A 14,464-nucleotide genomic window follows, 5' to 3' on the forward strand; every position below is an offset into this window, starting at 1 on the left:
AAAAGCTATATTTGCTTCTATTTCACAAGGAGGAACGGGATGAGCAAAAAAGTTACTGAAATCGTTGCCGAACTAGTGACGCCGATTTTAGATGAATTAACATTGGAATTAGTGGATATTGAATTTGTTAAAGAAGGAAAAGAATGGTTTCTTCGCGTATTCATAGACTCAAGCGATGGAATTGATATTGAGCATTGTGCGATTGTCAGCGAGAAGCTCAGCGAAAAGCTGGATGAAACAGATCCGATCGAACAAAATTATTTCCTCGAAGTTTCATCTCCCGGTGCAGAACGCCCGCTAAAAAAAGAAGCTGACTTCGAAAAATCGATTGGGAAAAATGTGTACATCAAAACATATGAACCTTTCGAAGGCTCAAAAGTTTTTGAAGGCGAGCTGACTGGATTTGACGGAGAACACGTCGTTGTAACAGTCACAATTAAGACCCGGAAAAAACAAATTCAGATTCCATACGAAAAAGTTGCCAGCGCAAGACTCGCTGTCACCTTCAATTAACTTGTTTTTATGAAATGAAAAGCAGGATGCAAGTATTTCTGCTATATGGATAAGGGGGAAACCGTTAAAATGAGTAATGAATTACTGGATGCCTTAACCATCCTTGAAAAAGAAAAGGGCATCAGCAAAGAAGTGATCATTGAAGCAATTGAAGCTGCTTTGATCTCTGCTTATAAACGAAATTTCAATCAGGCGCAGAATGTGCGCGTGGATCTTAACCGCGACACAGGAACAATGAGAGTCTTTGCAAGAAAAGATGTCGTGGATGAAGTGTATGATCCAAGACTTGAAGTTTCTGTTGAAGAAGCCCAAAGCGTCAATCCGAGCTTTCAGGTAAATGATGTGATGGAAATGGAAGTAACACCGAAGGATTTCGGCCGCATAGCAGCCCAAACAGCGAAGCAGGTCGTCACTCAGCGCGTGCGCGAAGCAGAACGCGGAGTCATTTACTCTGAATTCGTAGACCGCGAAGAAGATATTATGACAGGAATCGTGCAGCGCATCGATTCTAAGTTCATCTACGTCAGCCTGGGCAAAATTGAAGCGCTCCTTCCTGTCAGCGAACAGATGCCGAACGAAAAATACAAGCCTCATGACCGCATTAAAGTTTTTATCACGAAAGTGGAAAAAACAACGAAGGGTCCCCAAATTTTCGTTTCGCGCACTCATCCGGGCCTGCTGAAGCGCTTATTTGAAATTGAAGTTCCGGAGATCTATGACGGAACCGTTGAAATTAAATCTGTAGCCCGTGAAGCAGGCGACCGTTCGAAAATCTCTGTTTACTCCGAGAATTCCGAAGTTGATCCAGTCGGCTCATGTGTCGGACCTAAAGGCCAGCGTGTTCAGGCGATTGTAAACGAGCTGAAGGGTGAAAAAATCGACATCGTCAACTGGTCGAATGATCCGGTCGAATTTGTTGCCAATGCCCTAAGCCCTTCCAAAGTTCTTGACGTCAATGTAAACGAGGAAGAAAAGGCGACAACAGTTGTTGTGCCTGATTATCAGCTTTCCCTTGCAATTGGCAAAAGAGGCCAGAATGCCCGCCTTGCAGCCAAACTGACAAACTGGAAAATTGATATTAAGAGTGAATCAGATGCTGTTCAAATGGGTATCTACCCTCGTGCCGGAGCAAATGTTCCGCTTGAAGACAGCGAAGATGACGAGCCGCTTTTTTCCTTCAATGATGACGAACTAGACAAGTAAGAGGTGAGGCAATGTGAACAATCAAAGAAAAGTTCCGCTCCGCAAATGCGTGGCAACTGGAGAAATGAAACCTAAAAAAGAACTTGTTCGTATTGTCCGTTCAAAAGAAGGCGAAGTCTCCGTCGATCCCACAGGGAAGAAAAACGGGCGGGGAGCATACCTCTCTCTTGATAAAGACGCTATTTTGCAGGCGAAGAAGAAAAATGTCCTCGCAAACCACCTGCAAGTGAAAATTGAAGACAGCATCTATGAAGAATTGCTTCAGCTGGCTGAAAAGGAGAACCATTAATGTCGAAACAGCAATGGATGTCCTTACTGGGCCTTGCAAATCGGGCAAGAAAAATTGTTTCGGGGGAAGAGCTTGTCATTAAAGAAGTGCGGCAGTCCCGCGCGAAACTCGTTCTTCTCTCTCTGGATGCATCAGATAATACGGCCAAAAAGGTACATGACAAATGCAGCTATTATCGTATTCCTGTTGTTTCGGTCCCGGACCGGCATATGCTGGGCCAGGCGATTGGCAAAGATGCCCGGGTCGTTGTGGCAATCGTCGATTCAGGCTTTGCCTCTAAAATGAAAACCTTGCTCGATTAATTTCCTGGGGGTGACCATATGACGAAAATGAGAGTATACGAATATGCAAAAAAACAGAACATCTCTAGCAAGGATGTCATAACAGCCCTGCAGAGCATGAATGTAGAAGTCAGCAACCACATGTCAACGATTGACGATCATGTAATTGTTAAACTGGACGGAAAATACAAGGCAGATAAAAAAGAACCATCAAAATCAATTTCTGTCAAACAAAGGGAAGATCACAAAACGCCTATGCAAAAACAAGAGAATACTAACAACAAACCAGCCAATACAAATAAACCAGCAAACAAAGGCGGCAACAAGCCTTTCAATAAAGGAAAAACAAACAATCAAGCAAAAAAACCCGGCGGCAACAAGCGCGGAGGCAATCAGCGCAGACCTCAGGGAGCAGCTCCGGTTCAGCCTAAAAAAGAACTGCCGAGCAAAATTACGTTTACAGGCAGCCTGACAGTAGGCGAACTTGCTTCAAAGCTTCATAAAGAGCCTTCAGAAATCATCAAAAAGCTCTTTATGCTTGGAGTAATGGCCACAATCAACCAGGATCTTGACAAAGATTCAATTGAGCTGATTGCGGGTGAATACGGTGTAGAAGTCGAAGAGATCATTGTATTCGACGTAACAGAATTTGAAGGATATGAAACGGAAGATCAGGAAGAACAGCTTCAAATCCGTCCTCCTGTTGTAACGATCATGGGTCACGTTGACCACGGTAAAACAACGCTTCTTGACTCGATCCGCAACACAAAGGTAACAGCAGGCGAGGCTGGCGGAATCACACAGCATATCGGTGCATACCAGGTTGTTGTCAACGATAAGAAGATTACCTTCCTTGATACACCGGGACATGCGGCGTTTACAACGATGCGTGCACGCGGAGCTCAAGTAACGGACATCACTATTCTTGTTGTTGCAGCTGATGACGGTGTTATGCCTCAGACAGTTGAAGCAATCAGCCATGCAAAAGCAGCTGAAGTGCCGATCATCGTAGCAGTAAATAAAATGGATAAAGAAGCAGCAAATCCTGACCGCGTGATGCAGGAGCTGACTGAATACGGTCTGGTTTCTGAAGCATGGGGCGGAGATACGATTTTTGTTCCGCTTTCAGCACTGTCCGGTGACGGTATCGAAGAATTGCTTGAGATGATTCTTCTTGTAAGTGAAGTAGAAGAATGGAAAGCAAATCCAAACCGTTCTGCAACGGGTACGGTTATTGAAGCGCAGCTTGATAAAGGCCGCGGTTCTGTTGCCACTCTGCTTGTACAGAACGGCACACTCCGTGTTGGGGACTCCATTGTAGTCGGCAACACATACGGACGCGTCCGTGCGATGGTCAATGATCTTGGAAGACGCGTGAAAGAAGTCGGACCATCGACTCCTGTAGAAATTACCGGCTTGAACGATGTGCCTCAGGCTGGCGACCAGTTCATGGTATTTGCAGATGAGAAAAAAGCGCGCCAGGTCGGTGAAGCCCGTGCCAGCAAGCAAATTGACGAGCAGCGCAGAGAAGGCGCAAAACTAAGCCTTGACGACTTGTTTGAGCAAATCAAGCAGGGAGATATTAAAGATATCAACCTGATTGTCAAAGCTGACGTACAAGGTTCTGCCGAAGCACTTGCAGCATCTCTTAATAAAATTGATGTTGAAGGCGTAAAAGTGAAAATCATCATGACCGGAGTAGGTGCGATCACAGAATCCGATGTGATTCTTGCATCGGCATCAAATGCCATCGTCATCGGATTTAATGTCCGCCCTGATGGAAATGCTAAGAGAACGGCCGATGCCGAAAATGTTGACATTCGCCTTCACCGCATTATTTATAAAGTCATCGAAGAAATTGAAGCTGCCATGAAGGGTATGCTTGATCCGGAATTTGAAGAAAAAGTAATCGGCCAGGTTGAAGTCCGCCAGACGATTAAAGTTTCTAAAATCGGCACCATCGCCGGTTCATATGTAACGGACGGCAAAATCACACGTGACAGCAGCATCCGCGTAATCCGCGATGGCATCGTCGTATTTGAAGGCGAAGTGGATGTCCTGAAACGCTTCAAAGATGATGTGAAAGAAGTAGCACAGAACTACGAGTGCGGTATTACCATCAAAAACTTCAATGACATTAAAGAAGGAGACGTCATTGAAGCTTACGTAATGGAAGAGATCGAACGCAAGTGATTGGATATGCGGAGTGCGAATGCATCATTTATGACGCACGGTCGCTGAAAGACAAACGGGCCGTTTTACAGCGTGTTTTAATGAGACTGAAGCAGAGGCTGAATGTCTCTGTTTCAGAAATTGATTTTCAGGATACATGGCAGAGGACAAAGATTGGCATAGCTGCCGTGACATCAAGTAAAGTTCAGACGGAAAAAGAAATTCACAAGGCTCTTGCCATGATTGATTCGTTTCCGGAAATTGAGCGCACTGTAACCTCGTTTGATTGGTTTTAACGGTGAGGTGAAAGAAAGCATGAGTTTAAGAGCAAACAGAGTCGGCGAGCAAATGAAAAAAGAGCTTGGTGAGATCATCAGCCGCAAAATCAAGGACCCGCGCATCGGTTTCGTCACTGTAACAGATGTTAGAGTTTCGGGAGACCTTCAAATTGCAAAAGTCTATATTTCAGTTCTTGGGGACGCGGAAAAGAGAGAAAACACTCTTAAAGGCCTCGCAAAAGCCAAAGGGTTTATCCGTTCTGAAATCGGACAGCGCATCAGGCTCCGAAAGACACCTGAGATACTTTTTGAATTTGATGAATCGGTTGACTATGGCAACCGGATCGAAACGCTGATTCACGAAATCAACCAGGAAAACAAGCAGGAAGACTGAAAGAAAGGATAGACATCTGTCTATCCTTTTCGTTTAGCCTGCAGACAGAAAGGCGGAACATGTTTCATGGAAGGTGTTTTATTAATACATAAGCCTGCAGGAATGACATCCCACGACTGTGTCGCGAAAATGAGAAGAATTGCAAAAACGAAAAAGGTGGGGCACACCGGCACGCTTGACCCGGATGTAACAGGCGTTTTGCCTGTGTGTCTTGGCCGCGCAACAAAGATCGTCGAGTATTTGACGGCAGAGTCAAAAACATATGAGGCAGAAGTGACCGTCGGCATATCAACCGAAACAGAAGATGCGTCCGGTGAAATAGTCGAAAGAAAAGCCGTCAATGAAACGATTACAGATGAAATGGCCCTTGAGGCCCTCCGCAGCCTGACGGGTGAAATTGATCAAGTGCCCCCCATGTATTCTGCTGTCAAAATCGGAGGCAAAAAGCTTTATGAATACGCACGCGCCGGACAGACAATTGAGCGCCCTGCAAGAAAGATTACCGTTCATGAGATGACATTGCTGTCCAGTGTGCAGTCAGGCGGGGAAACAGCCTCTTTCCGCTTCAGAGTTTCATGCTCTAAAGGAACGTATGTGAGAACCCTTGCTGTCATGATCGGCGAACACCTCGGCTATCCGGCCCACATGTCCCATCTCGTTCGGACAGGCTCAGGCTCATTTACCATTGACCAGTGCCATACCTTTGAAGAAATTGAAAAGGCGGCAGAAGAAAACCGTCTGCAGGAGCTTTTAATCCCGATTGGAACAGCTTTAAATCATTTGCCGAAACTTTCAATAAATGATACATTAGCAAAGAAAGTGAAAAACGGCACACTGCTTGAGGTTCCGGCAGGTTTAAACCCCGGTGCGGAATCCATTGCTGTGTACGGAGAAGACGGGACATGTCTTGCTATATACAGGCAGCATCCTGAAAAGCCTCACTTCCTAAAACCTTCCAAAGTCCTTGCAATTGACTGATGTGAAGAATGCTGATACAGAAAAGGTGAACCAGGCGTGAAGACGATTAAACTGACACATCCGCACTCTTTAAACAGTACTGAACTTCCTCCGCTTGCGATGGCCCTTGGCTATTTCGACGGGGTGCACCGCGGGCATCAGGAAGTCATCACCGCTGCCAGAAAACTGGCTGAAGAAAAAGGATTGAAAAGTGCGGTCATGACGTTTGATCCCCATCCTTCGGTGGTGCTTAGAAAAAATACGCAGCATGTAGAAGCCATTACGGCAGTTTCGGACAAAATCGAACTGATCGAGGATCTGCAGATCGACTATCTTTTTATCGTGAATTTTTCAGAAGCTTTTGCCGCTCTGCAGCCGCAGGAGTTTATTGACCAGTATATTATCAATCTGAATGTGAAACATGTGGTAGCCGGCTTTGATTACTCTTACGGGAGACTCGGAAAAGGCACAATGGAAACAATGCCGTTCCACTCGCGCAGCGCTTTTGACCAGACAGTGATCAGCAAGCAGACAGACCGCGACCGAAAAATCAGTTCCACCCTCATCAGGGAGGTTCTGAGAAACGGAGACGTTGAATATGCCTGCGCGCTTCTGAACAGGCCGCACAGGGTAAAAGGAACGGTTATTCACGGGGATAAGCGAGGTAGAACAATCGGCTTCCCGACAGCCAATATCGAGCTTGACAATGCCTATATCATTCCCCCGACAGGTGTATACGCTGTTCAATTCGAACTCGACGGGGAACGCTTTAACGGAGTCTGCAACATTGGCTACAAGCCAACATTTTATGATGATAAAAAACTCAAGCCCAGCATAGAAGTTCATATTTTCGAGTTTAATAATTCGATATATGGGAAGAATGTAGCTATATTCTGGTATAAACGGATCAGGAGCGAGCAGAAATTCGGTTCAATTGACGAACTGATTACGCAGATCGGAAAAGATAAAGCTTCCGCTGAGCAATTTTTTCAGAAACTGCAAGATTAATGCTTGCCTTCTGGCCCGAATAATAGTATTCTAATACTTGTAACTTTTATAACCATTGCTTGGCAAAACGATTCACCAACGTTTGCTCGGTAATTGGGGTTTTTAAATGAAGGAGGTGAATAGGATGGCAATCACTCAAGAACGTAAGAATGAAATTATCGCTGAGTACAGAACGCATGATACGGACACTGGTTCTCCAGAGGTTCAAATCGCTATCCTAACTGAGGATATTAACAATCTTAACGGACATTTGCGTGTTCACAAGAAAGACCACCACTCACGTCGCGGTCTTTTGAAAATGGTAGGTAAACGCCGTAATCTTTTGACGTACCTGCGCAATAATGACGTAACTCGTTATCGTGACCTGATCAACAAGCTTGGTCTACGCCGATAATCTTTTGAAAAAGCGGGAGAAATTCCCGCTTTTTTAGTGTACGAAAATAAAAATACCAGGATTTGCACGTGACCTATTTACATACCGGAATAACATTGATATGTTGAATTTAAATCGTTCATAATAATACATACCAGTATGTTGTGACATATGATGAGAGGAGTTCATTTTTATATGGGACAAGATAAACAAGTGTTCTCCATTGACTGGGCAGGCAGAGAACTGACTGTTGAAGTCGGCCAGCTTGCAAAGCAGGCAAATGGAGCGGCCATGATCCGCTACGGAGATACTGCCGTACTGAGCACGGCAACTGCATCAAAAGAACCAAAGACTGTCGACTTTTTCCCGCTGACTGTCAACTACGAGGAGCGTCTTTACGCTGTCGGTAAAATTCCGGGGGGCTTTATTAAAAGAGAAGGACGTCCGAGCGAGAAAGCAATTCTTGCAAGCCGCCTGATTGACCGTCCCCTTCGTCCTCTGTTTGCAGATGGATTCCGCAATGAAGTTCAGGTTGTCAGCATCGTCATGAGTGTGGACCAGGACTGCTCATCTGAAATGGCAGCCATGTTCGGATCTTCTCTGGCACTGACGGTTTCAGACATTCCGTTTGAAGGCCCGATTGCCGGCGTCGTTGTCGGCCGTGTAGACAGCCAGTTTGTAATCAATCCAACGGTTGAGCAAATGGATAAAAGTGATATCCACCTTGTTGTTGCCGGAACGAAGGATGCAATCAACATGGTTGAAGCAGGTGCGGATGAAGTACCTGAAGAAATCATGCTTGAAGCGATCATGTTCGGCCATAATGAGATTAAGCGCCTTATTGCTTTCCAGGAAGAAATCGCTGCAGCTGTAGGAAAAGAAAAATCGGAAGTAAAGCTTTACACACTTGATGCAGAGCTTGAAAAAGGCATTCGCGAAATGGCTGAGAAAGATCTGCTTTCAGCTATTCAGGTGCAGGAGAAGCATGCCCGCGAAGAAGCAATCAATGAAGTCAAAAAAACAGTGGTTGCACACTTCGAAGAGCAGGAAGCTGAAGCTGACACTTTAAAACAGGTAAAAGAAATTCTTTCTAAATTAGTGAAGCAGGAAGTCCGCCGCCTGATCACAGAAGACAAAGTGCGCCCGGATGGCCGTAAGGTTGATGAAATCCGTCCTCTTTCTTCTGAAGTCGGCATGCTATCCCGGACACACGGTTCCGGCCTGTTTACACGCGGACAGACGCAGGCTCTCAGCATTTGTACTTTAGGTGCACTTGGAGACGTTCAAATTCTTGACGGTCTTGGCCTTGAAGAGACGAAGCGTTTTATGCATCATTACAACTTCCCTCTGTTCAGCGTAGGGGAAACCGGATTTATGCGCGGTCCCGGACGCAGGGAAATCGGACATGGAGCACTTGGTGAAAGAGCCCTTGAACCTGTTATTCCGTCAGAAAAAGACTTCCCTTATACAGTCCGTCTCGTATCAGAGGTTTTGGAATCAAACGGTTCTACTTCACAGGCAAGCATCTGTGCAAGCACGCTTGCCATGATGGATGCCGGTGTTCCTTTGAAAGCCCCTGTAGCAGGTATTGCGATGGGTCTTGTTAAATCAGGAGATCATTATTCTGTTCTGACTGATATTCAGGGCATGGAAGATCATTTAGGCGACATGGACTTTAAAGTGGCCGGAACTGCAAAAGGCGTTACCGCTCTTCAAATGGATATTAAAATCGACGGACTTTCCCGCGAAATTCTTGAAGAAGCGCTTCTGCAGGCGAAAAAAGGACGCATGGAGATTCTTGAGTCAATGCTTGCAACAATAAAAGAGCCGCGTACAGAGCTTTCACCATATGCACCAAAAATTCTGATGATGGCCATTAATCCTGATAAAATCCGTGATGTCATTGGACCAAGCGGAAAACAAATCAATAAAATCATCGAAGAAACTGGCGTGAAAATTGACATTGAACAAGACGGAACAGTCTTCATCTCTTCAACAAACGAAGAAATGAACCAAAAAGCGAAACAGATTATTGAAGACATTGTCCGCGAAGTAGTCGTAGGACAGCTGTACTTGGGTAAAGTAAAACGCGTTGAAAAATTTGGTGCGTTCGTTGAAATTTTCAATGGCAAAGACGGTTTAGTACACATTTCTGAACTTGCAGAAGAGCGCGTCGGAAAAGTTGAAGATGTTGTTAAAATCGGTGATGAGTTGCTTGTCAAAGTAACTGAAATTGATAAACAGGGTCGCGTCAACCTTTCAAGAAAAGCCGTTCTCCGTGAACAGAAAGAAAAAGAAAAGCAAAATTCTTAACGTGTAGAAGCCAGAATATCCAGTCTGGCTTCTTTTTGCTTTTTGGCTTTAATGAACGAAAAAGGCGATTCCGCTTTTCGTGGTGTCCAGCTCCGCCTCCCAGTCCTTCCGTCAGAACAAAATCCCCCAAAAAGTCAAACCCGGACTTTTCGGGTGATTTCTTTTCTGCCTGTCAGGACTAAACGGTCGGCTACGCATTTCTGGTGTCCAGCTCCATCGCTCAGCTCTTCTGTCAGAACAAATCCGGCTAAAAAGTCAAACCCGGACTTTTCATCCGGATTCTTATCTGACTCCCGGAGCTAAACGAGCGATTCCGCTTTTCTGGTCTACCTCGTCCCCCCGATACATATTTTCTAGTAAAAAGGGGGAAGACATACATGAAGAGGTTCCGATTGCTTGGCATAATCATGCTGATGCTGCTGACAGCAGCTGTCATACAGAATCCGTTTACGTCTGCCTATGTGACGACGATGAAACAGGAAAACGTCGCTGCTGTAAAGCAGCAGGATGAATTGTATGAAACGATTGCAGCCAAAATGAAAGACTATGAAAAGCCTGCCCAGGATGCCGTCATACATACCGTCTGGAAAGCTACACCGGGCTATAACGGGCTGTCTGTAGATGCAGAAGCCTCGTACAAAAAAATGAAAAAAAATGGCGTCTTTGATGAAAAGCTTCTTGTTTTTAAACAAGTCAGCCCCCGGGTTCACTTGAACGATCTGCCTCCTGCGCCTATTTACAGAGGCCATCCTGAAAAGCCCATGGTTGCTTTTCTGATTAACGTCGCATGGGGAAATGAATACTTGCCGGACATGCTGCGCGTTTTAAAAAAGCATGGGGTAAAAGCTTCTTTTTTCCTCGAAGGAAGATGGGCTGAACAGAATCCTGACCTCGTCGCGCAACTTTCAGACGGAGGCCATGATATCGGCAACCATTCCTATTCCCATCCTGATATGGCCAGACTGACTTCAGACGAAACGAAGAGGCAGATAACTAGGACTAATGAAATCATCAAAGGACAGACAGGAAAACAGCCTGTCTGGTTTGCGCCCCCAAGCGGAAGCTTCAGGCAGGAAACCATTGCAGCTGCCGCAGAATATAACATGAAAACCGTCCTTTGGACCGTAGATACGATTGACTGGCAAAAGCCTGCGCCAAATGTTTTAGTTGAACGTGTCATGAAAAAAGTCCATAATGGGGCTATGATTCTCATGCACCCGACAGAATCTTCTTCGAAAAGCCTGGAAACGCTGATTACATCCATTAAGCAAAAGGGCTACAGCTTTGGAAATGTAACGATGCTGATGGACGAAAAGCGGATTCGGGCACCTGAATGATGACAGAGGAGTGCATAATGCGGATCCTTGGAAGCATTGATAGGAGGAACAAGCTTGATAAAAAAATATACATGCCAAAACGGCGTAAGAGTTGTGCTCGAAAATATTCCCCATGTGAGATCAGTTGCAATCGGGGTATGGATCGGCACAGGATCAAGAAATGAAAATGAAAAAAACAACGGCATTTCACACTTTTTGGAGCACATGTTCTTTAAAGGGACAAAAACAAGATCAGCACGTGAAATTGCTGAATCTTTCGACAGCATCGGCGGTCAAGTAAACGCTTTTACTTCTAAAGAGTACACTTGCTATTACGCCAAAGTGCTTGATGAGCATTCTGATTTCGCGCTAGAAGTGCTTTCTGACATGTTTTTCAACTCCACTTTTGATGAGATTGAACTTAAGAAAGAGAAAAACGTCGTTTATGAAGAAATTAAAATGTATGAAGATACGCCTGATGATATCGTTCACGACCTTCTCAGCAGAGCAACCTACGGCAATCATCCCCTGGGATATCCGATTCTCGGAACGGAAGAAACCCTTGCTAAGTTTGAGAGCGACACATTAAGAGACTATATGGAACAATACTACACTCCTGAAAATGTGGTCATTTCTGTTGCCGGAAATATTTCTGAGAGCTTCATTAAAGAAGTTGAAAAACAGTTCGGGTCATTTGAAACATCCAAAAAAGGAACCGAAATTTCAGCTCCTGCTTTTATGACCGAGAAACTCGCACGGAAAAAAGATACAGAGCAGGCTCACCTTTGCATTGGTTTTGACGGCCTTCAGGTCGGACATGAAAAGATTTATGACCTGATCGTACTGAACAACGTTCTTGGAGGCAGCATGAGCTCAAGACTTTTCCAGGATGTAAGAGAGCAAAAAGGCCTCGCATACTCCGTGTTCTCATACCATTCATCCTATCAGGATAATGGTATGCTGACGATTTATGGAGGAACGGGCCGGGCGCAGCTTGATGTCCTGTTTGAAACCATTCAGGAAACACTTGAGGTCCTTAAAAGAGACGGCATTACGCAAAAAGAGCTGACAAACAGCGTTGAGCAAATGAAGGGCAACCTCATGCTCAGTCTTGAAAGCACAAACAGCCGCATGAGCCGAAACGGCAAAAATGAGCTCCTTCTTGGACGCCACAGAAGCTTGGATGAAATGATTGAAAAAATTAATGAAGTAACAGCTGATAACGTAAATGCTCTTGCAAAACAGCTGTTTACAGATGAGTATTCCGTTGCGCTTATAAGCCCTGATGGAAAGCTTCCTTCTTCTCTTCGTTAACTTCCCGGACCTGCCTTCAAAGCAGGTCTTTTTTTTGTGTGCGGGGATATATATGTTAAAAAGGAGGCTTCCTGAACATGAGACTGAGCGAGCTTAGCGGAAAAGAAATCGTCGATGTTAAGAGAGCGGAAAGACTCGGCATTCTGGGGCAGACCGATCTTGAAATCAATGAAAAAACCGGCCAAATAACCGCCCTAGTGATTCCGTCCGTTAAATGGTTTGGATTCAGAAAGCAAGGTGACGAAATTAGGGTTCCGTGGAACCACATTAAAAAGATTGGCTCAGATATGATCATTCTGGACATAGAAGATCATCAGATCAAGCTTCTTGAGTAAAAGCGATTGGCGTGCCAATCGCTTTTTTTTATGCGTTTTAATGCTTCAAAGACTATCACCCTGCATGGCGTTTTGACATAAGATGCTTAAGTAAGTTCACTATGAGTTTATTTATTTGAATATAGACATCGCGAAAAAGTAGGTGAAAGGGTCGTATGTTAACAGGACTTAATATAGCAGTCATTGGGGGAGATGCCCGGCAGCTTGAGGTGATCAGAAAGCTTACAGAACTGGATGCAAAACTGTTTTTAATCGGTTTTGATCAGCTGGACCATGGCTTTACCGGTGCCGCAAAGCTTAAGCTTGCCGAACTGCGGTTTGAAGAAATAGATGTGATCATTTTGCCTGTTCCCGGAACAAACCTTGAAGGCCATGTCGATACCATTTTCTCTAATGAAGAAGTCGTGCTGACGGAGGAGCTTATTGCAAGGACGCCTCCTCACTGCGTCATTTATTCCGGCATCAGCAATTCATACTTAAACGGAATAATCCAGGAAACGAAAAGAGAGCTGGTTCAGCTGTTCGAACGTGATGATGTGGCCATTTATAATTCCATTCCCACCGTAGAAGGAACCATCATGATGGCCATTCAGCACACGGATTTTACCATTCACGGTTCGAAAATTGCGGTCCTCGGACTCGGACGCGTAGGCATGAGTGTAGCACGGACATTTTCAGCTTTGGGGGCTAAAGTAAAGGTCGGGGCAAGAAAATCGTCGCATATTGCACGGATTATTGAAATGGGGCTGCAGTCCTTTAAACTTGAGGATTTGGAGAAGGAAGTAACAGATGCCGATATTTGCATCAATACGATTCCCCATCAGATTGTTACGGCAAAAGTAATTTCAAAGATGCCTCCACACACGCTGATTATCGACCTTGCTTCAAAGCCGGGCGGAACGGATTTTAAATATGCTGAGAAAAGAGGCATTAAAGCACTGCTTGCACCGGGACTTCCGGGGATTGTTGCCCCAAAAACAGCCGGTCAGATTGTTGCCAACGTCCTCTCATCATTGCTTTTGGAGGAGTTTTCTAAACGAAAGGGGCCATCATCATGAAAGTACAAGGCAAACGGATCGGATTCGGCCTGACTGGTTCACACTGCACCTATGACGCTGTTTTCCCGCAGATAAAACGGCTGATTGACGAGGGAGCGGATGTGATGCCGGTCGTCACAAACACAGTGAAAATGACAAATACGAGATTCGGCGAAGGAGCCGAGTGGATCAAAAAAATCGAGGAGCTTACTGGCCACAAAGCCATTGATTCTATTGTAGGGGCTGAGCCGCTTGGCCCGAAGATTCCTCTGGACTGTATGGTTGTCGCACCGCTTACAGGCAATTCCATGAGCAAACTCGCAAACGCAATGACAGAATCTCCTGTCCTTATGGCAGCAAAAGCAACTCTCAGAAACCATAAACCGGTTGTTCTCGGCATTTCAACAAATGACGGTCTTGGACTGAACGGTGCGAATTTAATGCAGCTGATGGCTTCCAAAAATATTTATTTTATACCGTTCGGCCAGGATGCGCCATTTCAAAAGCCGAATTCGCTTGTTGCTAAAATGGATCTGCTTTTGGAAACAGTAGAGGCAGCACTTGAGCATACACAGTTTCAGCCGGTCATTATTGAAAAATTCCGGGATGACGAATAAGCCTCTTCCTGCTAGAATAGAAGGCAAGAAAAATCATGGTTGTATAATGTATACACCTGGTCTA

General features: G+C 45.1%; 16 protein-coding genes. All 16 read left to right on the plus strand.

What is annotated here, in order from left to right:
* Nucleotides 1-39: 39 nt before the first annotated feature.
* The 16 genes from rimP (at nt 40) to dpaB (ending at nt 14,400) form a co-directional block, all read left to right on the plus strand.
* Nucleotides 40-513 (plus strand): ribosome maturation factor RimP, encoded by a 474-nt coding sequence (rimP, locus tag ACK1LH_RS09605; protein WP_029281263.1) that lies wholly within the window; start codon nt 40-42, stop codon nt 511-513.
* Nucleotides 514-582: 69 nt separating this feature from the next.
* Nucleotides 583-1,716, plus strand: a complete 1,134-nt coding sequence (gene nusA, locus ACK1LH_RS09610; protein WP_282034544.1) for a transcription termination factor NusA — start codon at nt 583-585, stop codon at nt 1,714-1,716.
* Nucleotides 1,717-1,729: 13 nt separating this feature from the next.
* Entirely contained in the window at nt 1,730-2,005 is a 276-nt protein-coding gene (gene rnpM, locus ACK1LH_RS09615; protein WP_029281259.1) for an RNase P modulator RnpM, read from the plus strand.
* On the plus strand, nt 2,005-2,307 hold the full coding sequence (locus ACK1LH_RS09620) for a YlxQ family RNA-binding protein (RefSeq protein ID WP_029281257.1): 303 nt from the start codon (nt 2,005-2,007) through the stop codon (nt 2,305-2,307). The genes rnpM and ACK1LH_RS09620 overlap by 1 nt, the downstream gene beginning before the upstream one ends.
* A gap of 18 nt (nt 2,308-2,325) precedes the next feature.
* Entirely contained in the window at nt 2,326-4,479 is a 2,154-nt protein-coding gene (infB, locus tag ACK1LH_RS09625) for a translation initiation factor IF-2 (RefSeq protein WP_282034545.1), read from the plus strand.
* Nucleotides 4,476-4,754: a DUF503 domain-containing protein gene (locus tag ACK1LH_RS09630; protein ID WP_282034546.1), complete on the plus strand. Its 279-nt coding sequence runs from the start codon at nt 4,476-4,478 to the stop codon at nt 4,752-4,754. The genes infB and ACK1LH_RS09630 overlap by 4 nt, the downstream gene beginning before the upstream one ends.
* Nucleotides 4,755-4,773: 19 nt before the next feature.
* Entirely contained in the window at nt 4,774-5,130 is a 357-nt protein-coding gene (rbfA, locus tag ACK1LH_RS09635) for a 30S ribosome-binding factor RbfA (RefSeq protein WP_029281251.1), read from the plus strand.
* Between the two features lie 66 nt (nt 5,131-5,196).
* Nucleotides 5,197-6,108: a tRNA pseudouridine(55) synthase TruB gene (gene truB, locus ACK1LH_RS09640; protein WP_411335001.1), complete on the plus strand. Its 912-nt coding sequence runs from the start codon at nt 5,197-5,199 to the stop codon at nt 6,106-6,108.
* A 36-nt stretch (nt 6,109-6,144) separates the two neighbouring features.
* Nucleotides 6,145-7,095: a bifunctional riboflavin kinase/FAD synthetase gene (gene ribF, locus ACK1LH_RS09645; protein WP_029565626.1), complete on the plus strand. Its 951-nt coding sequence runs from the start codon at nt 6,145-6,147 to the stop codon at nt 7,093-7,095.
* Nucleotides 7,096-7,219: 124 nt separating this feature from the next.
* A complete protein-coding gene (gene rpsO / locus ACK1LH_RS09650) occupies nt 7,220-7,489 on the plus strand; it encodes a 30S ribosomal protein S15 (protein WP_029281245.1) in 270 nt (89 codons plus the stop codon).
* 174 nt (nt 7,490-7,663) lie between these two features.
* Complete coding sequence (gene pnp / locus ACK1LH_RS09655; protein ID WP_029565627.1) at nt 7,664-9,781, plus strand: polyribonucleotide nucleotidyltransferase; 2,118 nt, start codon at nt 7,664-7,666, stop codon at nt 9,779-9,781.
* A 377-nt stretch (nt 9,782-10,158) separates the two neighbouring features.
* Nucleotides 10,159-11,118, plus strand: coding sequence for a polysaccharide deacetylase family protein (locus ACK1LH_RS09660; RefSeq protein ID WP_029565628.1), 960 nt, complete (start codon nt 10,159-10,161; stop codon nt 11,116-11,118).
* Between the two features lie 54 nt (nt 11,119-11,172).
* Entirely contained in the window at nt 11,173-12,411 is a 1,239-nt protein-coding gene (locus tag ACK1LH_RS09665; RefSeq protein WP_029281240.1) for a M16 family metallopeptidase, read from the plus strand.
* A gap of 77 nt (nt 12,412-12,488) precedes the next feature.
* A complete protein-coding gene (locus ACK1LH_RS09670) occupies nt 12,489-12,746 on the plus strand; it encodes a YlmC/YmxH family sporulation protein (RefSeq protein ID WP_411335002.1) in 258 nt (85 codons plus the stop codon).
* Nucleotides 12,747-12,901: 155 nt separating this feature from the next.
* A complete protein-coding gene (gene dpaA / locus ACK1LH_RS09675; protein ID WP_029281236.1) occupies nt 12,902-13,804 on the plus strand; it encodes a dipicolinic acid synthetase subunit A in 903 nt (300 codons plus the stop codon).
* Nucleotides 13,801-14,400, plus strand: coding sequence for a dipicolinate synthase subunit B (gene dpaB, locus ACK1LH_RS09680; protein WP_411335003.1), 600 nt, complete (start codon nt 13,801-13,803; stop codon nt 14,398-14,400). Before dpaA ends, dpaB begins: the two co-directional genes overlap by 4 nt.
* Nucleotides 14,401-14,464 lie beyond the last annotated feature (64 nt).

This window comes from Metabacillus indicus (assembly GCF_046603695.1).
Taxonomy (GTDB): Bacteria; Bacillota; Bacilli; order Bacillales; family Bacillaceae; genus Bacillus_P; species Bacillus_P indicus.